Genomic DNA, 24456 nt, shown 5'->3' on the forward strand with positions numbered 1-24456 from the left:
GCCCCTTAGTTATCTTTGGCTTTTTTTATTACGACTGACCCCGCTCTATCAAAGCGTCCGTGCGACGATCTCTCTGTTCCATGTGGGCTATCTAGATTAGGTTTCTCCCATCCCACATTTCGTCCGAATAGTAAGTGTAGATCGTCTTCCATGACTTCCCCCAATGTGTCCAGCCACACTCGGTTTTGACATAAACTGTTTCTCTCGATACGTCCTCGAACGGTTCACTTTCGTTAGTCTTCCTAATCCCCACCTGACGAGAATTCTAGCCCCTCCTTTTCCTAAACCGCTTACCACCGGAGTGTCTCCATACAACAATGTTGGATAGTTTGAATCTTGCTGCTACCCACCACCAACTGGATCTGAAGGGCTACTTACAACCTTCAGTACTTGTACAGCTTACTCGACACATTCCCAAGGGAATTTTTTAACCCTAATTTCTGGCCCTTTAGGGGACATTTTCCCGTATTTTTAAGGATAATTTCTTATTTGTATAGGTAGAAAATTACTCCTCTTTCTCTCGTCAATTTTTCAATATAAATAATATAGCAATTAAAAAAATATAATTATTCTAAATTTTGGTGTGTATACAACTCAATACTATTTTTGTTTTCTCCCTAATCTCCAGGCAAAGTCCATGCCGTCCCCTGATTCACTCTTTCTCGCTGTTTCTGGTGATAACGAAGACAAAGGAAAACCCGCTATTCAGCCCTGTCATCAAGGAGAATATGCAAACAACCCCCTCCTAGTTACGGTCCTAAGGGGGGGTGAACGGTCCCCTCTCATCCACACCCATTGGGAGTTACTACCCCAAACCCAATTGAATGGATATTTATGTTGTGAAATAATATATATTATAATATAATGATGAATTCGATCTTACCTTCTGCACTAGAACTATAAATCTCTATTCTATAGAAATGCGTAACAATACCAATATAGGATCCGAACGATATCCCTAGGAATAGGCACCCCTCTTGCTTACGATCAACTCCCTTTCAATTACCCCCTTGATCCTGTCGCTAACCGCCTTTTTGATATCACCCATCTTAAGCAAAATGAAACGGCCCGGACAATCGGTATGCGCCCCGCGGGCCTGACCATGTCCTATGATGTTGGGAATTTTAATTTGTATCCTCCCCCACTGATCCAACCAAAACTTGCAACGACCGTCCCGGGTAGCAACATACACAATCGTATCAATCAACTTTCTACCCGCCGGGCTATCAATCTCAAAACGATCCTTATGTTCATAATCACCGATCATCGCAATTCCGTAACTACCAGCATTGAGACCCTTAACATTACTGGAAGCAAAACCACGTTCCAAAGCATCCCCTTTTTCCTGCCCCAAACCACGAAAACCCTCATATAGATCACCATCAACTCCAATGAGAGCCCGATACCCTATGCCACCGAACCGCTTAGCCTCGTGGTAATTTTCAATTCCCCTCAGGTATCCCGGGGCCGCGTTCCTGGTACCCACGGAGGAGGAAGAACCTGTATTATGAATGACAATATTAACAATACGGTGATCCCTAATATTTGAACCCCGGCGGGATAGTTTTCTTGGTGCCCTCCATTCCTCCCGAGTAATTACCCTGGGCTTAGCAAACCAGCTCGGCAACTTATTCCGCGCATCCCCCAATTCCCTATCGGAAAATTGACCCTTGCTAAAATTAGGGCGATGGTCTCCCTTACCATAAGGAGAAGATCCTGCAGGACGGTAAGATGAGGACCACGATGTTCCCATCCCATCCCCAGGGTGAGGGGGACCCGAAGGGTGTGGATGGGTCGACCATGATGTCCCCATCCCATCCCCAGGATGAGGGGGACCCGAAGGGTGTGGATGGGTCGACCATGATGTCCCCATCCTGTCTCCAGGATGAGGAGGCCACGAAGAAGGGTATGGATGGGTCGACCATAATGTCCCCGTCCTGTCTCCAGGATGAGGAGGCCACGAAGAAGGGTATGGATGGGTCGACCATGATGTCCCCATCCTGTCTCCAGGATGAGGAGGCCACGAAGAAGGGTATGGATGGGTCGACCATGATGTTCCCATCCTGTCTCCAGGATGGGAGGGCCACGGGGGTAATGAATAGGTCGACCACGGTCGCCCCATTTCCCCTATATTTTTATTATTGTAATTATTTTCTTTACTATAATATTTTACCGGGTATCCCCCATTCGATGGCGATAACGGTCCCGATTCGCTGTGCTTCGTTGCGGGTGTGTACATCCCCTTTCCATTGCCAACCCAATGATTTTGCTGTCCTTCTGTCCTTTGTGTCGGATGCACCCGATCGTAGTATCCTGAATGTGTAGGAAATGAATGATTCCTTACACACCAGGGATCCCTACAAGATGAATCATAAACATAATCATCATAAAAATCTGAATGCAACTTAGGGTGTACAAAATGGACCCTACCCTGCACGGGTAAAAAAAACAAAAAAAATACAAAATTTAATAAAATAATAGCGATAAAAACTATAACTTTACAAACATAACTCTTGCCTACTCCTTCATTCACAGTGACAGACACACCACCATTTCAACTGATTGGAAATATGATCAGGATTCCACTCATATAAACGGTATTTCCTAATTCTATTTATATAAAATTATATAAAAAATATATAAAATAATAAGGAAGATTTATCCAGATTCTCCTCCCTCTGATAGACCCTTCAGTCCCCCTATAATGATGAACTCTAACAGCGAACACCCTGCAATCCTTACGGAATGATCAAAGAATAGGAAAATATAATTAGGATGATACCTTTACAAAAACAAAACCATTCCCTATTCTATGAGTGCATTATAAAAACGCAAAGTATTCAGTTTTCATGGTTCGGAAGACAACATCCCATTGTGGATACGAATTTTCAGAAACAAGGGGATCGGGGGAAATCCCCCCCTTATCTTTTTCGAGCCTCCTCAGGTTGGAATATGAAATACTATTGTATTGAAATAATGAATATATATTTCAGTTCCGCCCCCATCCTTCCTTTTTATATTTTTTATATACCTATTTTTTATTTGTCTGGTTTGAGTTGTCCCATCGGGGGTTGACGATCGGGATAAAGCAGGAGTCTCCTTTCTTTCCAATCAATATGTTATTTATGGTCAAAAATGGACGAGGGAAGAACGAAGAGGGCGTAGAAGCAGAGGTCCACAGCGGGATTCTTAGGTTCCCGGAACCCTATCCCCATTTTTCCATTGAATGTACATATTAAATGAATAAAAGTATTAATAACATGTATTTATTATTAAATAATATGTTATAATTTTAGGATAGAAAACACGAAAACTAAGGCAGGCATGTCCAGATCAATCAGCCAGTACTATCCCTACTCTTGACCCGATGCCCGGGACAAAAACGAACCCAAATTATTATTAAAAATGCAAGAAGATGTTCCCCGGTCCTTTTTCTTCCGAAGCAAAACCAGAAAACCCCAGTAGAATCCGCACATAGCAAGTGTGGGAGCTCTCCCATAACAGGAGTGGGGCAAAGAGATCTCTGGATCCATTCTGGAGGACCGTATCTGCGGCAAACTCTGTACTATAAGAATCGAATCGCCCGGAATCCGTCTGAACCTGACACAGGAAGAAAATTTTTAGAAATATTCACCCCTATGATGACTATGGAGGCCCATAATGGACCCGATACAAGCCATACGAAAAGATTTTCCCATATCCAGTCGGGGTACCATTGTGTAGCCCCATACAGGGGACATTTCTACTAGAGAGAAATCACTTCCCTGTTCAGATAGGGGGGATTGGCCATCCTGGAAAGAATTCGTAAAGGGATGACAAATCCCCCAAACCAAAGGCAACGGCAAACCAGGTGGACACGGAGATCTACCCTGTTCTTTCGCGCTCCATACCACGGGAACTTCCCAAAAGGGATTGCAACAGATTATGATTCCTCCGTCCTGACATGGAAACGATCGTACAGCTCCTGAATACCACAAAAAGGCCCCATGAGGATATGAAACGCTTCTCCATCAGGAAGATGATCCGTCTCCATTCCTATCGACCCTCTTCCATAAAACAGTGCAACTTTGCAACCTGAAACACAGCGAAAGGCAAAGAAAAAAAGGCAGTGTAGATGGTCGTTGTCATAATAGCACTCTATAATACTAACATTTATAGAAAAGTATGAACTAAACCCCTTGAATGATGTTAAAAGAGATTAATAGAACAGCCATCCTGCATAATTTTCAATATCACAAATTTTTCCAGTCAATATAAGCAACCCATCCATTTTATTTTTATATATACTAATAATTATATTATCGATTAGAAAACATAATCAGAAAAGAAGTCAAAGGACGGGAGAAACTGAAACCACTGAAATTTTGGAAATGAAAAATACATTCGAACCATCACCTTTTCCGCACCCACACTGCAAAATATTGCTCCAATGCATACTATGCCCTAATTATACCAATAATTGGTATTTATTGTCAAATTAATTCATATGGGCAAGAACTGTTCTCTATTTTATCGTATCAACAATCTATTTTACTATAGTAAAATGAGAGTCTTTCGGGTAAAAGGTCCGTTCCATGACAATAGGAGAGACCCCTTATGGGAGCTAGCATCACCATAAGGGGTCTCGGTGTAACCAGAGACATCCACCACACTGACAACGATCCCGACACAACCCCAACATAGGACAAAACAAAAACTACTTGCTACTGACAACTACCAACAACTGAATCACTGTAACAACGGGGACTCTTCCAAGTAAACCATTCACAAAGACACAGTTGTAGAAATAACCCTCTTACCGATAATTTTCCCTAATCTTCTGTTCTACTACTTCCTTGATTCTACGCCTGACTTCTTTACGAATCTCTGGTAATGCCTTATGCACGGTTTTTCCTGGACAATCTGTATTGGAATGACCTGTATCCCGATGGCCTATGATATCAACCATCTTCTTAATTTCCATCTCACCTGCATCGTTCACCGCGACCCGGATGCGTCCATCACGGGTAGCTACATAAACGAGCAGATCCATCAACGTACGTCCTGCCGGGCTCTGGGGATCAAACCTGTCCCTATTCTCATAATCCCCGTCCAACGCCACACCATAACTGTGGCTGTTGAACTTCCTAGCATGGTCCGAAGCAAATCCACCCTCCAGTGCATCCAATCGACCTTGTCCTACACCACGAAATCCTTCATACAAGGTTCCATCCAGCGCAACAACAGCTCGATATCCAAAGTCCGAGAACCCAATTCCTCTGTGGTACTTTGTGATAGCCCTCATATACCGAGGCATGAATGTCCCGCGATGGTTGACAGAGGAGGTATGGTGGACAATGATGCGCCTGATGTCAAAATTTTTTACCTGCAGGGCCTTCGCTGAGGGCGCTGGGGCCCCCCAATCTTCCCTAGTTACAACGAGTGGTTTAGGAAACCAGCTGGACAACTGTTCATGTACTTCGTCCAATTCCTCGATGGACAGTTTGCGTGGAACACCACCCCTCACCCAGCTGTTCTCCATACCCTGGATGGGGGATTGATCCTTATGATATATCTCTTCCCGGTGATCCTCTTTTGCTTTCCCCGATACAGATTCCAATCCCCCCCCTTGTTGAAACGGGAAGAGAGATGCTATTCTTTCCACAATCTCATTCTCTATCTCCCCCCCCTGCGTCACATCCTCACTTTCATCAGCGGGGGGGGCAGGGGGAATGAGTGTTACTGCCTTTTTGACCGCATCCTCTTCCCATGGATGAGTCGTCCTACTCGCCCGATCCTCCTCAGAAAGGCCGGGAGCGGAGGAAGGACAATCCACCTTTTCCCCATTTTGGGGGGAAGGTACCGTTTCATTCTGCACAGCAGCAGGGGGAACGGAGGGGAGGAGTGTTACGGCCCTTTTGATCGCATCCTCTTCCCATGAATGGGTATGCACCATACCACTCGCCCGATCCTCTCTAGAAAAGGTGGACGTAGGGGAAGAACGATCTATCTCCCCTTCCACATCGGGGAAAGAGGGTACCACTTCGTTTGGTACAGCAGCGGTAGAAGAAATGGGAGAAACAAAGATCCCTGTCTCCCTTACCGCATCCATCGAACGGGGGGAATGGTAACCCTTTCCCCCTTCGATAAGGTCTGACGGGGCGATCTCCCCCTGTACATTGTAACCCCCTCTGATCGGGGGGGCGGACGGGGGAGCCTTTTCCTGTACATCCCCCGGAGCTAACGAAGAGGTCTCCTCCTCCTGTACGACAATGGGGGGAATTCCCCCTTTTTGATCATCGCCGTAGTGAGTTCCCCCCCCGCCCTTTTCGAGCATAGACGCGACGTGGGTACTTTCATCCTCCTTGTCCCCTGACTCCCTTTTAGTTTCCTCGGCTCCCTCACTAAAGACTGAGTTGTTCCTTTTATTAGATTTCTTACCCGAGGACGGATACCATGGAACGGAAAGAGTGGGTTCCGCCCCTCCCCTGGGAAGAGGGGGGGATATAGCCACCTTATAGGTAGGGCCATCCTCCACAGTCCGCGCAACTTCCGAGGGACGGAGAGGAGGCGGAGGACAATCACCACCCCCTTGGTCTGTGGTGGGGAATGTGGTCGTTTCCGATATCGACAAGGGCACCTGGGCTGCATACACTATTTCCTGCACAGGAGGAAAACCTGAACACAGAAGAAGAGCTACACAACCGCCTACCGTAGATGAAACTGTGTTACCATTCCAACTATCGGTAATCCCCCGCATCACCCTATGAGTAACACGCAAGCGCCCATTCTCGATCATCCACATCCCCCCACATCTGGGTAACCTAGTCCATAGGAACCCCCGGTGAGGGGGAATCCCTCTGAACCGGAATGGAAGAGAACCTCAGAGGATGTCACCTGGACACCCTCTCCGGTATTGTATCTTACTATAACGATTTTTCCCAATAGAGCCTCTTCCCCGAATAAGGGTAATTTTCAATTTATTTGTTCCTATGGGATCGTCTAAACACACTACGGAAAAATATTCATGCTATTATTTCATAAATAATATAATTAATAATACATTTTATTATTTTATAATGAAAAAAATATATGTTCTAGTAATTATATATACATATATTAATTTTATTGATGCCATAAACTAATAATAGTAAACAATTTTAAAGTTATAATATTAATAAAAAAATGCATTATATTCATATATAAAATAATATAATTAGGAAAAATTTTTTTAATATAACTGCCCTCCATCCTATCGGATCTCCAAACCCTAAGGATTACAGAATCAGGAGGAACTCGTTATGTTTTTTTGTAACTAATAATAAAAAAGATGACAAGAGGAATCGAATTAACATACCCATACCGCAATATTTTTCCCAATATAAAATAAATTTAAAATTGAATCTATTCCATTCCGCATAGGAATCTGGGATTCTAATTGCATTTTTGAGGTCGTGCGATTTCCTGTAGAAAATGCCCCCTCTATGAACCTAGTCGTACCCTTTGGTAAAGTGATTGACGACATAATAATATTTTATAACACTGTTCCTGATTTGTATCCTCGGATTACTGCTATCTGTATCATCAAAATTTTTCATGAAATTTGGGATCAGACTTGGAGAGGGGGACGGACATCATGTTCCACTGCACAGAATTTATTCTGTTCATTGAAAATACAAAAATGATAAAAAATACATAATATTATCATCATTATGGATTTGCTGAATCCTGTCCAATGGCTTATGAACAAAGATATCAAATGAACAAATAAGATCATATTCTAATATATCAAGGAATAGAAGGAAAAGTTACTCTTATTATGTAAAAAGAGAATTACTCATAACCCCTTACCTCAAGTACTATTGATTCACACAAAACAGTAAAATGGGAAGGAAAAACCCATGATCATCCGCATCCATAATACAACATTATCAGGAAAAATAAAGATCCGGAAAGAAAAATCATGGATAGTGGAAATTTCAATGGGGGTGAATAACCCGACCATTGACTTCCCACATTGTTGTTAGGTATGGGATTCCCCCATTGAAATCCTGAGACCCCCCATGAATGAAACAGAAACGCGTTACTACAGTTCAATCATTCAAAAATCACTTCCCTGGTTCCCCCACAGTTATTTTGAATACGGATCCCTTTAGGAACTATCTCTATAGAACCTATTGTATGATAGGTTTAAACACAATAAAAACCCTTCTTTAATCATTTTACCATGTAAGCCTATAATACATTTTTTATCAATATTGTTATAAACATGTTCTTTACTACATAGAAAATTATATGCTATAGTTGGTGTGTATTAATAATAGTTTTAATATTAAATTTAATAAAGAAAGGGAAAACCTCATTACGGTAATCTTGTGCGTTGTGGCTGGCTCAGGTTGACCTATTCAACCCCTTCGCTCCACCCCCACTCACACCACAAGGAAAGGGGTTCATCACTACTTATGAGAGGAGGACCTAAATCTCCAATACCCTTGATTACACTTTTCAGTGCCTTCCTCCCAATGGTTCACCTTACTAATCCCCCTTGACTTACACCCAATAGGAAGCTTTCATCCTGCCCTTTCCCAAGACAATCACCCTCATTGCTCTTTACAATAGCAGCTCTGGGTGGTTTTGACATCTGTTGTACCACCTTGCCAATTTCAGGGGGCCCTCCCCCCATAGGACACACGACACGCGGGATCCATAATGTAATGAGAGGAGTAGGGAGTAGATTCAAAGTCGCAATCAATGATTGGATGCAAGAGAGACTAAAGTAAAAGAAGGAATGCGCAAAGCAATGAACACGATTCCCGTTTTTGGGTCCACCACTACGGTCAGACACTTCTACCCTCCCTGTAGCGGTACAAAACAGAACTCATCCCCAATTTTTTGTGGGGCAGTCCATTTTGGAATATCAAAAGGCGTTCAAAGAGTTGTTCCGTGGGAAGATCATAACCCCAAGTAGCTGTCAGGAAAAACAATAATCCTCCCAAAACATCGGGGGTGCTTAGAACAAAACCGGGGTGCCATTTAGGGGTCGTCGCTCGTTCTGAATACCCATCCGTCCTCCAGGGATGGTTGAAAATCATTATTTTCCGTTCGTAGGCCTCGGAGATCAACGCATGGGTATAACCATATAGATCAAATCCAATATTATATATTTTTAAATTTAATATTATTAAAATATATCATTAGTAAAAACCAAATACAAAATTATATACAATGTTAGGATGATGATAGTGAATAAAGCAATAAAGGTAGCATTTTTCGTGGCCCCCCTCCTTTCCCCCTTTGGGGTATTATTTGAAAATACTGGCAAGCTAAATGCTGCATCCCCCCACCATCAAGATTGGACAGACGATCATTCGAGTAACAGTTGGGATAGTGACAGTTGGGATTCGGGTCCGCCAAGTCCAACAACGCATGAAAACGTGGACCATACAACTCCACCACCGGTGCCGCCACACCAGAGCAGCGCCACATCGAGACCGCACCAACACTCCTCTCCACCACCGGTGCCGCCACACCAGAGCAGCGCCACATCGAGACCGCACCAACACTCCTCCCTCCCAACCCCCAATGAAGTCAAAAATTCCTACTACAACCCCGTCGCCAACCACCCCATGAAACAATCTCTCCCACCCAACTACTCCCACTACAAAAATCCCTCTCTCAATGAGCTCTCCCCCGTCCAATTCCCGTACAATCCTCTGAATAATTTCATTGACTCCAGACCCTCTGCATTCGAATCATATAAAAAACCACCTACAATAGGAGGAAAAATAAACAACAGAATCAACAATGCAATGAGAGGAAAAATAAACAGAATCAACAATGCAATGAGGGGAATAAAAACAGGATTTACGGGTATAAGGAATAGATTCAACGGCGCCATCGATGGTTGGAGGCGAGGGGGATTAAGGTAAGCGAGAAGAATTAAAGCAAAGATGGGTTCCACCACGATCCAATACTTCAACATCCGTCCTGTAGCGATACAAAACAGGATCAACTCTCAATTTTTTGTAGTCCCTCCACTCATACCCCATCCTCTTGACCCTGTGACAATTCCCTTAGCTTTTTCCCCCGCGTCCCGATTCACCAACCGGTAATGACTCCCCCTGCAAGTGTGCTGGGCCACCAATACCAGGGGGGATCTATTGGGGAATACCAAAGATCGTTCAAGGAAAGTTGTTCCGTCCTTACTTTCTCATGCACTCCCCCTTCCTATCATCCACTTGTGAGAAGATCATAATCCCAAGCGGCTGTCAGGAAAAACAATAACCTCCTCCAAAAAACATGGGGATGCTCAGGACAAAAAACAGGGCCATCTGGAAGTCGCTCATGCTGGGTCCGTGTCCTCCAGAACAGGTTAGAGGCCATTATTTTCCGTGGGCAGGCTCTGTGGACAAGCAAATAGATAGGTCCATATAGATGAAATCCAATATTATAATATATTCAAAATAAATACTATTAGAATATATAATTAGTGAAAACACGAACAAAAATATATACAAGGAACAACCCCCCATGATGGTATCACGGGGGGCTTTTCATGGTTCTGGTGCGGTTGAGAAGGTTCACAATTGTTTCCTGAGGTTCAAATGAAAATGGAAAGTGGGATTTTGCGTATTCATAGAGGAACATGTTTCCTTATACAGGGAAACATATGCCGATTATCATAACACTATGGGTCAACCCTGCAAGGATATCCTTTTTACCCTAATCCCGGAGTTCATTAAAGAGACCTTTGGGTGGACAGACAGGGAATTGCGTGCGTATTCCACGAGAGGTACTATTTTTTGAAGCTCTGGGGGGCAAAAAAGGAAAGCCCCTTATAGGTAGGAGAACATTATACGAAGGCAGAAAACGGTTGTTGGCATACGAGGAGAAAGCAAAATGCAATGGTACACGGGACTCTTTTCAGCACTTCACCACCTTCCCAAAGTCAATAGTAGGTATGATATCCGCCTGCCGTAGAATGGATAGCACGCTAATCAACAGCAACATAAGGAAATGAACCCGTAATGACGTGATCTGTCTGGTGGCAAAAAATGTGGTTTGTATCTCGGCTGAACTCCTGATTCCCCTCCCCGCGGAGTGGGGAGTTTTTCTGGAGAAAGGATGCAAATTCACAGACATCGATAGTCGGCAATCATTGGACCATCAGCCCCCCCAAAAAGGAGCAACAGCAAGGGATCATAGGACTGCAGAATTAATTGGGGTTTGCTTGGTTATAAGGAAACAGGTCTCCCAATAAGACAAAATCAGATCAACTAAGGGGTATGCACTGCTGGAAAAGGTGATCTGGGAACAGACTGAGGAGGAGATGAACAAGGAAATCTCAGGATGCTCCCCAAGGTGCATTCTAGTGGTCTACAAAGCCCTTATGATCCTGATGCTCAGTACAGGAAAAAGAACAAACAGGAATGTTGGGGATATTCCAGACAAATCGTAGGAGATCGTGATGGAGGGAAGGAAATAAGCCTAATTTCCTTCTTTGATCTGAGAGGTTCCCTGCATCCAGATACGACCTTTGCGAAGGAGTACATAGGAACATGGGTTCCCCATGATGGAACGCGGTTGTGTGCCGATGGGGGGTACTACGGCCATGATGAGATAAGCGAGCTTGCCCAATCAAAGGGTATTTCCCTATGTTTCACCCATAGGACGGGCCAAAGGGAAAACCCCAATCAATTGGGAGCAAGCACGTTTGTGCGAGACAAAAAAACAAAGGAAATTACACGATGCGTGGCAAACAAACCCGAGAACAGCCAGTACAAACCAGGGAGCGCGGGACCAGTGTGGCTTATTTCAACAGGGAAGATTGCAAGAAGTGCCCCTTTGCGGATCAATGCATTGGCAAACCCAACAAAATAGGGGGAAGATAGGACTAACCGACCGAACGTATTCGGCGACGGAGCAGAGAGATCAATTGGAGGAGTCAAAATATAGGGAAGCAGGGAACCATAGTGCAGCCATTGAGGGCGCGTTTGCTCCGCACTAAAAAATGCTTACGGCGCCTGCTGACTTGAGGTGCATGGTGAACGAGAATCTAGGTTGGCAATATATTCGCAAAGTGTGTGGCGTATAACACATCCCAAATATCCGAATATATAGTAAAATTTAACTAAGAATGAGTAAGCAATATAAGCTGGTCTATTTGTCGTGCTAAGATGTACGGAATAGGGCATTCATTTTCACAATCATGGGTTCAAAAACCTAATTTCCATACAGAAGTAATTAATTAACTGTTAGCAATCAATATATCTTATTTTGAAATATAATTAATATCGTAAAAAACCAAATCAACTTAATTTTACTTCCTGCACCAGCACCTTTTATGAATATTTTATCACTACAGTATCAATGGGTATCGAAAAAAGTAGTTAAATTTTTAAATTTAACTACTTGATAAACAACCATCAAGGAAAAATTCCGGATCTTGGCCAAACTTCGGACCCGGAATATCCTTGGGCGGTTTTTTCCTAATTCTGGATTGTAAGGATGAGTTAGGTGGGGCCCCAGATTTCCCGAATCCTCACAGGAACACCTGATTCCCGGGAATGGACGGTTGACAATGGACTCTAGGATATAACTCATTTTATCTGATTTTGTGGTTCCCAATTTCTCTATTTTCACGATTTTCACTTCGTCCGAAAAAGGGGGGGCCCCGGGAAATTTAGTTCTGTTTTCATATCAACAACCCCTTATTACCTGGTAGGGGGTGAGTTGCCTATCCCCACTCCCGAGACTGAACCCCCAGGTCCGATATGCGGCCAAGATCCAAAATTCCCAATGTTACAGGTGGATATACCCTTATAGGCGATAATGTATGCCACCTTTTTCCTTGGTGCATTCCTCCGATAAACTACTATTCAGAGAATTATGTGAACAATCATCCCCTACACATATGCAGCGGGTATCCTCCTCCTTATTTTCCTTATTTTCCTTATTTTCCTTATTTTCCTTATTTTCCTGTTTTTCCTTATTTTCCTGTTTTTCCCTATTTTCCTGTTTTTCCCTATTTTCCTGATTCCCTCCCCCCTGATCGTTAGTTACCGCAGTAGTGGGGGCCGTCATCAGGGAGAAGGACCCGCATAGGACAATCAGAGGACAAAGGATACGTACGTTACGCACGAAAATCAACCCCTTCCTTATTTTGGGGGAAAACCCCACCCCACCAGAGTCACGAATACAAATACAGCGGGAAAACCAGGGGGCGACAAACATCCCCCCGTCGTCCCCACTCTAACAAAAACCTATGCAGACGAATGGTCCCCCATAAAACTAGCGGATGCCGCCATAGCCACTGCCTTGCCTGCATCTACACGACCATATCCAAACCAAGGACTATGTCCCTTCTCATTATAATCACCTCGGCGATCCCCACGCACGTCAGGGTGGCTATCCACCAAACGACACGCTGTTGAACGTAGGATTTCACGAATCTGATCTGTCGTGAGATGTGGACCAGCAGAACGCATCAAACCTATTACCCCCGCCACAATAGGGGCAGCCATGGAGGTACCACTACAGCGATGAGTAAAATGACTACGAGGCGTAAACCCCGCCGGCTCGCTTCCTAGGGTCCAAACAGCAAGTCCGGGAACAAACTTACGACGATCATAGGGGTGAAAATTACTACTTGGGGCACAAACACACACGGCCTCGCCCCAATTCGAATAATCAGCATGTCGTGCCAGACTTGTCGAGGCGGCTACCGTAATTACATGGGGGTGATTGGTAAAACCGTTGAGGATGGGTCCTGTAGCTCGCTTCAAATCCCCCTGGGCGTCGAGATAGGGGACACCTTCCTGATTTTTACGATCCAGCAATGGGGCATTGTCATTTCCCGCGGCAAAACAAATCGCACAACCGTTACCGCGCGGCCCACCTTCCTTGGCCAAACGGGTCAGAAGTTGGTGCATCGGAGTACATAAAGGAGCATAAGAGGGTGGTGGTCCCCAACTACAACTGAGAACATCTGCCCTTTGTCCTACCTCGGAAAATATTGCCATCAATCGGTAATCATCAACGATCCATGGTATATGAGCAGGCAAAAAAGAACACCCTGGCGCCACTCCAACCAGACCATATTCATCCTCTTCCGCTAAGGCCGCAACAGCACAAGCTGTACCATGACAAACCACCAAATCATGCTGAGGGGGGGAATCGAACTCCCTTTCCCAATGATATGTCGATGCAATCTTATCTTCCCCCTGAAAGGCGGGATTGCTGAGATCGAAACCCGCATCAAGAACCGCTATCACTACATCCCGCACACCCTTGCTAATCGACCACGCAGATTGCACATCGATGGCTGACCTTGGCAAGAGGTTAACCTGTCGCTGCTCAGCGTATAGGTGCCAGCGTTTAGGAAACGACCCCGTCATCCCTGTAAAAACGTTACCCGCGGGCCGCAACATATGCACCAGGTTTGGCTCGGCATATTCTACGCAAGCCTCCCCCATCAGACAATTAGCTACTTTCAGGGGATTAACACCACTCTGCAACGTTACTTGAACCACACAAACAGGCGGTTCCCCAGGATTGATCGAAATCAAATGCAAATTCCAAAACCCCAACAATCTCTCGATGGTCTCCACCGAGGTACCCGACCGAAATCCCACGAACACCTTATCTGTGATAAAAAAGGTCGTTGAACTACCCTCTAATTTGTAAGTATGGTACACAATACTGGGCAAGGAACCCTCACGAATCCTATCCATCAAAAGATCACGACGATCCTTGCCACTTGCCTCCACCCGATACACATAGGGTAGCAGACGTTCCACCTGCACTACACCGTCCATACGCTGGATCACGGAGAGCTCACTAGGATGCGTAGGCATGACAGAAAAAAAACGTTCCGACCGCCGTACAGGTAGCCTTTCTCCACCACGCCACAGGTAGGTACCATGGGTGGATAACTGGTAAGTCATTACCAGAGCCCGCCTCCTTACTGTGCTAGTCCTCACACCCTATACGAAAAAGGTTCCTACCCCCAGTATCCCAAATTCCCCCCCAAAATACTAGATTACAATCCCCTATTTTCCTATCGGCGCTCCCACCACCACCACGGAAAACTCATAGAATACCATAATGATTACAAAGAATAACCTTAGGTAAATTAATTTCCCATGAGAACGGACCTGCCACCCAGGGATCTGAAAACTACACCCCCATACTTGTGCAACCCATACGGTCTAAAACCATATTTGGATCATTGCATCCATAATCAAGAACATGCAGGTAGAAAACACCCATTATCTCTAGAAAAACGGGATCGCACAGAATGCAGCTGCACACCTGTACCGCCACAAACGGGCCGACTTACGGTAACAAACCTCAGCCTCCTGACCCTGCACGGGATACAATTGCACAATTTCCCAATGACGAAGACCCATCACATAGGAAATACCCTGATACGTACCACGGATCCTATGATAGGAAAAACTGCCTGCTTGGGCCGACCTAGAAATGGCGTCCTGGTGGTTTACCACCAAGGCGCGGGCAAGGGCCACTACATCTCCCACACCCATGGAGGCAGGCAATAATGTGTTGTGCCGTTTGCATTGCGAAGCATCAAAATAACGCGGATGATGACGCTCCAAAATATGCACCAGATCCCGCTGCTGTAATCTTACCTCCATCCCATTCCGTAAAGAAATAATCACAGGGGTAAAGGAAACTGTATCTGCCCACACAACATCCCCACCAACCGTTTTAGCTGGTGGGGGATGGGAACCCTGTGGGGAACCAACGATGGTGGAGTGACGACTAACGGATGATCCCTGTCCAAGGATCCCCCGTTCCTTTGTTTTAGGACCCCATTCCACGAGAACCCACAGTAAAGAACCAATCACAACAAACAGAATTACGGAAACGATTACACGACTACTACGATTTACTTTATTCATAAGATTACCTCTATGGAACCGACGAAACCACCACCCCATCTCAGGAATGACTGGACTCCCCCGCCTCCCTCTACACGGATCCCAAATACGATACTGTACATCCCAACCCATCCAAGCAGTAAACCCGCGACCGACTAGGGTACCAAACTATCCAACGATCTCCGTAAGCAAGCCACTTCGACCGCCGCCGCAGCCGCCTCTGCTCCCTTGTTGCCATGCTTCGTTCCTGACCGCTCCCATGCTTGCTCCAACGTCTCCACCGTCAATACTCCCAACAAAATAGGAACCTGATTCTCACGTCCTGCTCTCGATAGGCCCTCTACCGTTGTGCGACAGATCCAATCATAATGCGATGTTGCACCCCGGACTACAATACCCAGGGCAACGATGGCATCAAACTCCCCCCGGCGGGCCAGGGTATCCACCGCCCAGGGCAACTCAAATGCACCAGGCACCTTCACAACCGTCAAGTCATCCTCCCGTGCACCATAGCGACGCCACACATCCAACGCCCCAACCAACAATTGCTCAGTCAGAGGAGCATGGAAACGCGACACAACAGCAGCTAACCGTAATCCCTCCGCCTGCAATTTTCCTTCGTACATATGCATGAGGCAAAACCATCCCCCAACCTCCTTGTATATCCCCTATCACTTACCAAGTCCTGAGGCATGAATCAACCCACAAAGGTCCTCCCCATAAGACCCAAAAATGAAGGAGATAAAGCGAAATCCCAACTTTTCCTGCAGGCGGTCCATTTCAATGGTTGCCTCCGCCAGTCCTCCGGTACCCCTCTTTCTCTTCCAACATACCTGCGGTACCCGAGAACGACCCCCGTTGTCCTCCCGTCAACAATACAAGAATCCGATGCTTTCCAGCTAACCCATCGTGATTCCCTTCACTGCCTGCCGCACGATGAATACAAAAATCATGGCATCAGTCTTTTGTCCCAGTGGACCAAGAATACTACCGCGGGGTTTTACCGCAACAACATCGTCTCACCATGCGATTGCATGCTAGCCAATCCCCCCTGGTTTTGGATGAGAGAGGCGCAAACGATGCCCCAATTTCTCCTTCTTCGCCTCCATATACCCACGGTTGGAACCACTTGTCGGGCACTCCAATGGCACCACCTCTGTCACCTCCAAACCATAACCCCGCAAACCTGTAATCTTACGAGGGTTGTTGGTCAGGAGACGCATCTTACAGACCTTCAGATCCCGTAAAATTTGTGCACCAATTCCATATTCTCTCAAATCATCACCAAATCCCAAACGATGATTTGCCTCCACCGTATCGAGACCATCCTCTTGCAACTTGTAAGCCCGCAATTTGTTGAGCAGACCGATCCCACGTCCCTCCTGACGCATGTAAAGGAGAACCCCACTCCCCTCCTGTGTAATTTGATGCAGAGCAGCCTCCAACTGCAAACCGCAATCACACCGTTGGGAACGAAACACATCCCCCGTCAGACACTCTGAATGAACACGTACCAAAACGGGCTGGTGAGGATGCCAATCGCCCCTAACCAGCGCCACGTGCTCCTTGCTGTCCACCACATTGGTGTAGCCTACCGCACGAAAGGAACCGAAGGAGGTAGGCAAATCAACCTGAACCTCGCGTTGAACCAGAACTTCCTTCCTGCGTCGGTAAGCAATCAAATCCTGAATCATCAGGAGGGGCGTATCGGTCTGCGCAGCCACCAACTGCAGATCAGGAAGACGGGCCATCTCACCATCTTCACGCAAAATTTCACAGATCATAGCTACGGGTTGAGCCCCACACAGACGTGCTAAATCGACAGCCGCTTCTGTATGTCCAGCCCGCCGTAGTACACCACCCTCACGTGCAACGATAGGGAAGACGTGACCGGGTTGACGAAAATCATCCGCCGTACACTGCGGCATTGCAAGTGCCGCAACCGTGGCTGCACGTTCTGCGGCTGAAATACCCGTGGAAGCCGTTGCTATGTCCACAGAAACGGTGAAAGCCGTACCACGACGATCCGTATTGTGCGCTGCCATCTGGGCTAGACCTAGCCTAGCAGCACACTCCGCCGTCATGGGTACACACAACAAACCCCGTGCATGGGTCAGAAAATAATTCACCAACTCGGGGGTAGCCCTTTCCGCTAGGGCTACCAAATCACCCTCATTTTCACGATCCTCGTCATCCACCACGATAATCGGCTTCCCCATCCGTAAGGATTCCAGGGCCATTTCAACCGTCGAAAAATCCAATCCTCCCTCACCCCCCCTCTTCCATCTCTTACGTCCCCCCCATAACTGCAGACCGAGTAGTAACAACCGGTGCAAGCCAATTCTCCGCGTACTTAGCCATCATATCGAATTCTACATTGACCCATTCGCCCACCGTCAATTCACCCAAGAGCGTGTTCGCTACCGTATGAGGGACCAACATAACCGTAAGTCGGAAGGTCTCCTCCCTGTCCGCCCCATGATCGAGAGCAGCAATCGTCAAACTCACCCCATCCAGCACAATGGAACCGCGCAAAATACAGTAAGCACGCCAGGCCCTACGAACTGAAAACGTCAACTGCAAACCCCGTCCATCTACCAACCGTTCTTGAACAACAATCCTACCATCAACATGACCCTGAACCATATGACCACCCAAACGATCCCCTAACCGGAGAGCACGCTCTAAATGAACGCTGGTTCCCACGGGCAACTGACCCAAGGTAGTACGGCGCCGGGTAAAACTCCCTATGTCCACAACACACCCTACTGCAGTTCGTCCCGTAACAGTCAAACAAGCACCCTGGACCGCTACACTCTCCCCTGGAACCCACGGGGGATCCCATACTCCCGTGGCAATCTCGAGGCGCTCTCCTTTGTCATCCCGGGAAACAATCCTACCTATTCGCTGCACTAACCCTGTGAACAAGATACACCCCTCACCTTATAGAACCACTCAGGCACAAATCCTCCCCTAACCTCTCTACTTGCACGTCGTGCAAGGGGAGAGCCTCGGACAAAAACAAGGGATCACCCCCTGCAATCGAGGGCAAAGAGTTTATACCCCCCAGAAGCTTGGGAGCCAGGAACCATACCACCTTCTGCACGACTCCAGCGTGCAAAAGGCTCGCATTGACCGTTCCCCCTGCTTCTACCAACAGGGAGGTAATACCCGCTGTCCCTAACTGCCGTAGAACCTCCCCCCAACAGGTACGGGGACCCTTTCCCGCTATCGAAACACGTACCCCTTTCCCCTCCAATAACGCACGACGATCCGGATCCGCCCCCTCCTCCGTGGTAAACACCCATGTGGATGAACCCTTTTCCCGGACAAGGCGGGCCTTGGGGGGCAAACGCAGCTGACTATCCACAATCACCCTCATCGGCTGGTGACCCCCCGCAGGCAAGCGGACCGTAAGTTGTGGATCATCAGCCAAAACTGTACCGATGCCTGTAAGGACGGCATCGCAACGATGACGCAATTCATGCACCCGTGCACGCGCCACTTTACCTGTTATGTATAAACTGTCCCCCGTCACTGTAGCCAATCGGCCGTCCAATGTACTGGCAACCTTCAGAATCACCAGTGGCCTGCCCGTTTCCCGATGATGAAGATAACCCTCATTCAACGCCATACAATCTTCCTCAACCACACCCGGAACCACGTAGATTCCTGCTGCCCGCAGAAACTCGACACCCCGCCCCCGCACTCTCTCATCGGGATCTAAACAACCAATTCTTACCTCCCGTATTCCAGAAGCCACAATAGCCTCCACGCAGGGGGGCGTGCGTCCATAGTGCACACAAGGCTCCAAGGTCACGTACAACGTGGCACCCTCCGCGGCCTCCCCAGCCATACGCAATGCCTGCACCTCCGCATGCGGTGATCCAGCGCACACATGCGCCCCACAGCCCACAAGCGCACCCTCGCGTACCACTACGGCACCCACACGGGGGTTGGGGGAGGTATGGGTTTCATAGGCAAGTTCGAGGGCTAACTTCATCCATTCCTCAGGGCTTTTCATAGCTCGTTGATCTCCATCCCTCAAGGATAAAAAACACCCCGGCGTGGGCTCCATTGTACCACATGATCACAATAAATTCCATCTATGCCCTCTGAGAACGACAACGAACACGCAAACCCATCTCAGCCAATGCGGTAAACCCGATCGTCACCAATGTTGGATGCAACAGGGCGATCCATAAGGATTCCCCCCATAATACCACGGCAATTCCAGTCCATAACTGCCCGGTAAAAATCGCTGCTACCCATAGCAAACGCCGTCGGAAAAAGGTGGAACCCCCCCGTTTCCTGACAACCCAAGCCGCGAAACCACACAAACCCAGCCACAACGAAATGGCCATCCAACGATGGAAACGATGAATACCGGCAGGGGTTGTCCAATCCGGTAACCACAACCCATCATGGCAATGGGGGAAGACCATTCCGCAGGACAATGTTGCATGCATATGACGTACCCAGGCACCTGTATACGCAACAAGATAAATGGCCACCAAACCAATATAAACCATCACACCCATCGAGAGGGGAACAGAGAGGGTAGAGAAGGGTTCTGATGGTCGACGTAGTAACCGATGAATCGCCACTGTGAGTAGTGCTGTGCTGGCAAAAGCAAGCATAGAGAAACCAAAATGAAGGGCCAAAACGGTTTTCTGTTCTAAAGGCCCACGGACCTTGACAGTTAGGGCCCCCAATATAGCTTGTAGGAGAACGAAACCCACGCTACTGAGAACCAGTGTACGGACAAAACGAACCTGACCACAGGAGCGCCAGGCAAGCACAGCCACCGTGATCACAAGAATACCTACCACACCCGCCACCCAACGATGACTGTACTCCCACAGCATGGCCCAGGACCAATGTTCTGGTAATAATACCCCCTGACAGAGAGGCCACGTACGCCCACAGGCATCCCCTGACTCTGTTTTACTCACAATGGAACCGCCCAACAGAAGCACGTAGGAAGCTAGGGTAGAAATCCAAGACAACCATCCTAATTTTCGGGGTACAATAGGGGGGCGAGCGAGCGGGGAAGATCCTATTCCATCGCCCACGGCGGGCGACAGGCTACCCCCCCGTGTGGCTACCACGGGGACCGCCCGACCTGTAACCATGGATTGTGCTCCTGCTCATACCCCCAAGTGGTAGCGGGCCCGTGCCCCGGTAATAGACGCGTCCCCGCAGATGAAAAAATCGCTAAATGTCGCAGTGAATTCCGTAAAACCTGTGCATCCCCCCCATATAAATCTGTCCGACCCACAGAACCACGAAAGACAAGATCACCACAAAAAATCACCTGATCCATCTTATAGGAGAGACTGCCCGGTGTGTGACCCGGGGTAGAAATTACCTGAATTTCCTTACCAAGAAAGGATAACAACGGTTCACCTTGCACCAAATTTTCAACCGGTTTGGACACCGTACAACCGTCCTTCAGCCAACGCGCAGAACCATTCTTCTCCGTATCCCCCGTCCAACTCTCCTCAACTGCACTCAGGTACACAGGGGGCCACTGGGTGGCCTCGCGTACCTCGTCTAGACCCGCGATGTGATCCCAATGCGCATGCGTAAGCAGGATTGCCTCTACCTGCAAACCAGCCTGTTGGATATGTTCCACCAGAGGCGCGGGATCACCACCGGGGTCAAGGACAAGGGCACGTTTCGTACCCGGCCGAACGACCAAATAAGCGTTGGTACTCACAGGACCTAGGACAAAGGTATGAATTTGCACTTTCCCCCCTCATTCCCTTCTCTGCTATACTGGAGATACACTTTATGAAACTGGGCGCAAAATCTAAGGAGGACCCCGACTGTGCGTGTGACTTGTATTCTCTGTGACAAACCCTTCGTGCCTGATGATAACATCGTTCGTCGACTACAAAAACAACCCCATCGACTCGTGCTCTGTCCCCCTTGTAATCAATTGATTGCCAGCAAAACCATAGCACGATATGAAAATCGAAAGAAACACAATATTTTTCCTTCCCGTCCCACACCAAGACAAAATCCGCGCTTTTCCCCCCGGCACAAACGAACCGCCAGAAGCAACAACGCAACCCCACGAAGCCATAGCAAGGGACGACAAACGTAATCCTATCATCGATAACGTGAGTCACTTTCCAGCTGATGAAAAAGGCGATAGGCTTCATCCTCAGAAAAATCATAGACAACCATTGGAGGGCTACCCCCCTGTCGCCGCGCCTTGACCCGATAACCCATCGGTGTTTCTTCCCATGTAACGGACTCTACGTCGTGTTGATCCCGCAGATTCGACTGCAACACCTGCAAACTCTCCCGGGCCGCCATATCTTCGGGATGCACGGCCGCCACTACCGTTAGTTCCAACCAGGCACGTAGTGATTCCTTTTCGGAAAGTTTCATTCCTTCTCAACCACCCTAATCAGCTTAGAAACCGTTCACCTTCTCTCATGACAGACCCCACCACCTAATTCCTGTGTCGGGATGGCGGGCGGGCGGGACTTGCCCCTGCGCATAGGGACCACCCCCTTGGACAGCTCCCCCTCTCCATTCAATGTTCCGAAACAAACCCCCAAAACCATCTACACCCCCTTAAGGGCACGATGGGGTCCCGTTCATCGGAGTAGGGGGGCCATGAATTACATAGCATATTCATTATGGTACGGATATTTCTTAACACTATAGGACCCCTATAGGACCACAATCCACTCCCCCCGAAGGAAGAGTAACAAAAATCAAAATCAACAAAGACATCTAATTTGTTTTCCTATTCCCCCCTTCAGCCCCCCTCTTCTCGCATCGTCGCCTTGTCCACCATAGGCGTATCCGAACTATGAAAATTGCCACTACAGTAACAACGAGTACCTGAAGAATGGGTAACTTTCGGTTATGAAAGAACCACAAAATATAGGTACCTAGGGCCAGCGTCCCCACAACCATCAACTGCCGGCCAAGGGGAAGAGGCTGAGCAAAAACCAATAGATAAATAACAATGGACAAGAACGTAATTAGGGCATAAGCTACACCCCGGGGCAGGGTATGAACCAGTTCCTCCCACATCACAACATCTTCCCTTTCTTCGTAAGTCCATTCGATGGCGAATCAACCGTATACGAAAATCCATGGTCTTTTCCATAGCAACGGTCCATCCCATTGCCGTGCCTGACCAAGACCCGCCCACCATCAATGAACGATTGGGACCGTTTTGCCGCAAGGGAACCCGTACCGAAAGACACCGAAGTCCATCAATCCCGAATTCGTTACTCCTATTTCCGCAGGAAACAGGAACCCCCTAGACATAATTTTGTAATTTTAAAAAATATCATCTATTCATGTAATCATTAAGGACAAAACAACCCAATCCTTTAAGGGAACAGGAAGACCCCAAAAGCCCCGATGAACCTATAGAAATAAAAGAATCCTTATCTTTTCAGATTATACCATTTATAATAGATAGGGTGTGGTGCCCCAGCCATAGGGGGAGACAGCCACCCTTGTTCAGGTAGTAGGATCATAATCGCCTTCATCCCTGCAGCATAAACCCCACAGAACCAGGATTCAGGTACACCCTATGAACTTCTCTGGACCAGGAAGATCAGCATTCAATGGCATATTGCACAATGCATGCAAATAGGAAATCTCATCCTTGTACTCTCCCTCATCCTGCACAGGGGTCTCAAGGATGAAGGGCAGATGGGCAAAAGCAGGCTCCTTGAGAAAGTGATGCAATGCTGATGTGCCGATCTCCCCCTTGCCAATTTTGGCATGACGATCTTTACGACTGGCAAAGGGGGTCAAACTGTCATTGAAATGCAACACACGTAGGTGGGGTAAGTAAGCGACCTCCTTCATAGTGGAAACCAGGCCTACAAAACTCTCCCCCTCCCAAATCCCCGCAACGAAACCATGGCACGTATCAAAACAAAAGCCTATTCTATCAGGGTAACGGGTAGCGGCCCGCAATTCCACCAAATCAGCTAACTGGGTTCCTAACTCTGTTCCCTGCCCCGCTGTATTTTCGAGAAGTAGTAAAGCGTTAGGGGATCCTTCCTGATCCATATCCAAAATTGCATTGAGGGTATCAACCATCCGCTGCTTTCCGTATTCCTCTCCCTCCCCTACGTGCTTTCCACAGTGAACCACGGCCCCTATTCCCCCGTAAGCGTCTGTAATCTGCAGATCCTCACGAATGGACCGGATGATGACAGAACGCAAATCATCCTTTGGAGTAGATAAATTGGTTATGTAAGGTGTGTGTGTAACCACTGTCAAACGATGTTCCTGGCAAAAATTCCGTCCCGCCTCTGCATCCTCCCGGTTTAGCTTTTTAGGACGCAAACCCCGGGGATTTTTGGTGAATACCTGAAAGGAAGTAGCACCAAGAGACACAGCCCGCTGGGCGGCACGTAAAAAACCCTTACCCACACTGATATGACAACCGATTTTCATTGAAGGAATCCACTCCAAGCTGTTGCAAAGATGGGAAAATGATATGGAGACTGTGAGCAACACAAAAGGCACCTCTACAGGCGCCCGATGTACCACTGCCTCCATCGTACCATAGGCCTCCTAACGC

25 protein-coding genes are annotated in these 24456 nt (G+C 47.4%); 6 read left to right on the top strand and 19 right to left on the bottom strand.

The genetic code is table 11. The features are described from left to right. Window positions 1–958: 958 nt before the first annotated feature. On the bottom strand, window positions 959–1753 hold the full coding sequence (locus PPRES148_RS11280) for an N-acetylmuramoyl-L-alanine amidase (protein WP_187820675.1): 795 nt from the start codon (window positions 1751–1753) through the stop codon (window positions 959–961). 32 nt (window positions 1754–1785) lie between these two features. Between PPRES148_RS11280 and PPRES148_RS11285 the strand changes: the two genes are divergently transcribed. After that, window positions 1786–2325 (top strand): hypothetical protein, encoded by a 540-nt coding sequence (locus PPRES148_RS11285; protein ID WP_223127971.1) that lies wholly within the window; start codon window positions 1786–1788, stop codon window positions 2323–2325. 1539 nt (window positions 2326–3864) lie between these two features. Here the strand turns inward: PPRES148_RS11285 and PPRES148_RS11290 are convergent. The 4 genes from PPRES148_RS11290 to PPRES148_RS05575 form a co-directional block, all read right to left on the bottom strand. Then, window positions 3865–4011, bottom strand: coding sequence for a hypothetical protein (locus PPRES148_RS11290; RefSeq protein ID WP_187820677.1), 147 nt, complete (start codon window positions 4009–4011; stop codon window positions 3865–3867). A 784-nt stretch (window positions 4012–4795) separates the two neighbouring features. After that, on the bottom strand, window positions 4796–6778 hold the full coding sequence (locus PPRES148_RS05565; RefSeq protein ID WP_223127972.1) for an N-acetylmuramoyl-L-alanine amidase: 1983 nt from the start codon (window positions 6776–6778) through the stop codon (window positions 4796–4798). Between the two features lie 1728 nt (window positions 6779–8506). Beyond that, window positions 8507–8824 (bottom strand): hypothetical protein, encoded by a 318-nt coding sequence (locus tag PPRES148_RS05570; RefSeq protein ID WP_149453602.1) that lies wholly within the window; start codon window positions 8822–8824, stop codon window positions 8507–8509. Window positions 8825–9343: 519 nt separating this feature from the next. Then, window positions 9344–9571: a hypothetical protein gene (locus tag PPRES148_RS05575; RefSeq protein ID WP_149453603.1), complete on the bottom strand. Its 228-nt coding sequence runs from the start codon at window positions 9569–9571 to the stop codon at window positions 9344–9346. A 1182-nt stretch (window positions 9572–10753) separates the two neighbouring features. Here PPRES148_RS05575 and PPRES148_RS05580 point away from each other — a divergent pair. The 4 genes from PPRES148_RS05580 (at window position 10754) to PPRES148_RS11300 (ending at window position 11986) form a co-directional block, all read left to right on the top strand. Next, entirely contained in the window at window positions 10754–10999 is a 246-nt protein-coding gene (locus tag PPRES148_RS05580) for a hypothetical protein (RefSeq protein ID WP_149453604.1), read from the top strand. A gap of 12 nt (window positions 11000–11011) precedes the next feature. Continuing rightward, window positions 11012–11239 carry a hypothetical protein gene (locus tag PPRES148_RS05585; protein ID WP_149453605.1) on the top strand — a complete coding sequence of 76 codons (228 nt, stop codon included), beginning with the start codon at window positions 11012–11014 and terminating at the stop codon, window positions 11237–11239. Window positions 11240–11340: 101 nt separating this feature from the next. Further along, entirely contained in the window at window positions 11341–11859 is a 519-nt protein-coding gene (locus tag PPRES148_RS05590) for a hypothetical protein (RefSeq protein WP_149453606.1), read from the top strand. After that, window positions 11834–11986 carry a hypothetical protein gene (locus tag PPRES148_RS11300; protein WP_187820681.1) on the top strand — a complete coding sequence of 51 codons (153 nt, stop codon included), beginning with the start codon at window positions 11834–11836 and terminating at the stop codon, window positions 11984–11986. Before PPRES148_RS05590 ends, PPRES148_RS11300 begins: the two co-directional genes overlap by 26 nt. An 812-nt stretch (window positions 11987–12798) precedes the next feature. On the opposite strand, the gene PPRES148_RS11305 is transcribed toward PPRES148_RS11300, so the two are convergent. The 9 genes from PPRES148_RS11305 to PPRES148_RS05635 form a co-directional block, all read right to left on the bottom strand. Further along, window positions 12799–13119, bottom strand: a complete 321-nt coding sequence (locus PPRES148_RS11305; protein ID WP_223127973.1) for a hypothetical protein — start codon at window positions 13117–13119, stop codon at window positions 12799–12801. A 122-nt stretch (window positions 13120–13241) separates the two neighbouring features. Then, on the bottom strand, window positions 13242–14924 hold the full coding sequence (locus PPRES148_RS05600; protein WP_149453607.1) for a S8 family serine peptidase: 1683 nt from the start codon (window positions 14922–14924) through the stop codon (window positions 13242–13244). Window positions 14925–15254: 330 nt separating this feature from the next. Next, window positions 15255–16013 carry a hypothetical protein gene (locus PPRES148_RS05605; RefSeq protein WP_149453608.1) on the bottom strand — a complete coding sequence of 253 codons (759 nt, stop codon included), beginning with the start codon at window positions 16011–16013 and terminating at the stop codon, window positions 15255–15257. Between the two features lie 23 nt (window positions 16014–16036). Then, window positions 16037–16513: a 6,7-dimethyl-8-ribityllumazine synthase gene (gene ribH / locus PPRES148_RS05610; protein ID WP_149453609.1), complete on the bottom strand. Its 477-nt coding sequence runs from the start codon at window positions 16511–16513 to the stop codon at window positions 16037–16039. 405 nt (window positions 16514–16918) lie between these two features. Then, window positions 16919–18142, bottom strand: a complete 1224-nt coding sequence (locus PPRES148_RS05615) for a bifunctional 3,4-dihydroxy-2-butanone-4-phosphate synthase/GTP cyclohydrolase II (protein ID WP_149453610.1) — start codon at window positions 18140–18142, stop codon at window positions 16919–16921. A 28-nt stretch (window positions 18143–18170) separates the two neighbouring features. Then, entirely contained in the window at window positions 18171–18809 is a 639-nt protein-coding gene (locus PPRES148_RS05620; RefSeq protein ID WP_187820685.1) for a riboflavin synthase, read from the bottom strand. Between the two features lie 10 nt (window positions 18810–18819). Continuing rightward, window positions 18820–19929 (bottom strand): bifunctional diaminohydroxyphosphoribosylaminopyrimidine deaminase/5-amino-6-(5-phosphoribosylamino)uracil reductase RibD, encoded by a 1110-nt coding sequence (gene ribD / locus PPRES148_RS05625; RefSeq protein WP_342779837.1) that lies wholly within the window; start codon window positions 19927–19929, stop codon window positions 18820–18822. A 58-nt stretch (window positions 19930–19987) separates the two neighbouring features. Next, the gene (locus tag PPRES148_RS05630) at window positions 19988–21016 is read right to left on the bottom strand and encodes a COX15/CtaA family protein (RefSeq protein ID WP_149453612.1); all 1029 of its coding nucleotides are present in this window, start codon (window positions 21014–21016) and stop codon (window positions 19988–19990) included. After that, complete coding sequence (locus PPRES148_RS05635; RefSeq protein WP_149453613.1) at window positions 20986–21633, bottom strand: MBL fold metallo-hydrolase; 648 nt, start codon at window positions 21631–21633, stop codon at window positions 20986–20988. The genes PPRES148_RS05630 and PPRES148_RS05635 overlap by 31 nt, the downstream gene beginning before the upstream one ends. A gap of 81 nt (window positions 21634–21714) precedes the next feature. Between PPRES148_RS05635 and PPRES148_RS05640 the strand changes: the two genes are divergently transcribed. Beyond that, window positions 21715–21993: a DUF2197 domain-containing protein gene (locus tag PPRES148_RS05640; RefSeq protein ID WP_149453614.1), complete on the top strand. Its 279-nt coding sequence runs from the start codon at window positions 21715–21717 to the stop codon at window positions 21991–21993. 5 nt (window positions 21994–21998) lie between these two features. Here PPRES148_RS05640 and PPRES148_RS05645 read toward each other — a convergent pair whose 3' ends face one another. The 5 genes from PPRES148_RS05645 to PPRES148_RS05655 form a co-directional block, all read right to left on the bottom strand. Beyond that, window positions 21999–22283, bottom strand: a complete 285-nt coding sequence (locus PPRES148_RS05645; RefSeq protein WP_149453615.1) for a hypothetical protein — start codon at window positions 22281–22283, stop codon at window positions 21999–22001. Between the two features lie 35 nt (window positions 22284–22318). Further along, window positions 22319–22456 carry a hypothetical protein gene (locus tag PPRES148_RS11310; RefSeq protein WP_223127974.1) on the bottom strand — a complete coding sequence of 46 codons (138 nt, stop codon included), beginning with the start codon at window positions 22454–22456 and terminating at the stop codon, window positions 22319–22321. A gap of 178 nt (window positions 22457–22634) precedes the next feature. Next, the gene (locus PPRES148_RS05650; protein WP_149453616.1) at window positions 22635–22940 is read right to left on the bottom strand and encodes a YlaH-like family protein; all 306 of its coding nucleotides are present in this window, start codon (window positions 22938–22940) and stop codon (window positions 22635–22637) included. After that, window positions 22940–23116 (bottom strand): hypothetical protein, encoded by a 177-nt coding sequence (locus PPRES148_RS11315; protein WP_187820688.1) that lies wholly within the window; start codon window positions 23114–23116, stop codon window positions 22940–22942. The genes PPRES148_RS05650 and PPRES148_RS11315 overlap by 1 nt, the downstream gene beginning before the upstream one ends. 322 nt (window positions 23117–23438) lie before the next feature. Next, on the bottom strand, window positions 23439–24434 hold the full coding sequence (locus PPRES148_RS05655) for a deoxyribonuclease IV (RefSeq protein WP_246142909.1): 996 nt from the start codon (window positions 24432–24434) through the stop codon (window positions 23439–23441). Window positions 24435–24456 lie beyond the last annotated feature (22 nt).

Origin of the sequence: Pasteuria penetrans, assembly GCF_900538055.1 — a bacterium.
GTDB lineage: Bacteria > Bacillota > Bacilli > Thermoactinomycetales > Thermoactinomycetaceae > Pasteuria > Pasteuria penetrans.

Excerpts from the sequence above, each read along its gene's own strand:
- PPRES148_RS05600 (WP_149453607.1), bottom strand. The coding sequence starts at position 14,924 with ATGACTTACCAGTTATCCACCCATGGTACCTACCTGTGGCGTGGTGGA.
- PPRES148_RS05645 (WP_149453615.1), bottom strand. The coding sequence starts at position 22,283 with ATGAAACTTTCCGAAAAGGAATCACTACGTGCCTGGTTGGAACTAACG.
- PPRES148_RS05655 (WP_246142909.1), bottom strand. The coding sequence starts at position 24,434 with ATGGAGGCAGTGGTACATCGGGCGCCTGTAGAGGTGCCTTTTGTGTTG.
- PPRES148_RS05630 (WP_149453612.1), bottom strand. The coding sequence starts at position 21,016 with ATGGTTACAGGTCGGGCGGTCCCCGTGGTAGCCACACGGGGGGGTAGC.
- PPRES148_RS05650 (WP_149453616.1), bottom strand. The coding sequence starts at position 22,940 with ATGTGGGAGGAACTGGTTCATACCCTGCCCCGGGGTGTAGCTTATGCC.
- PPRES148_RS11290 (WP_187820677.1), bottom strand. The coding sequence starts at position 4,011 with ATGGAGAAGCGTTTCATATCCTCATGGGGCCTTTTTGTGGTATTCAGG.
- PPRES148_RS05605 (WP_149453608.1), bottom strand. The coding sequence starts at position 16,013 with ATGGGTTGGGATGTACAGTATCGTATTTGGGATCCGTGTAGAGGGAGG.
- PPRES148_RS11300 (WP_187820681.1), top strand. The coding sequence starts at position 11,834 with ATGCATTGGCAAACCCAACAAAATAGGGGGAAGATAGGACTAACCGAC.
- PPRES148_RS11280 (WP_187820675.1), bottom strand. The coding sequence starts at position 1,753 with ATGGGAACATCGTGGTCCTCATCTTACCGTCCTGCAGGATCTTCTCCT.
- ribH (WP_149453609.1), bottom strand. The coding sequence starts at position 16,513 with ATGCATATGTACGAAGGAAAATTGCAGGCGGAGGGATTACGGTTAGCT.
- PPRES148_RS05565 (WP_223127972.1), bottom strand. The coding sequence starts at position 6,778 with ATGATCGAGAATGGGCGCTTGCGTGTTACTCATAGGGTGATGCGGGGG.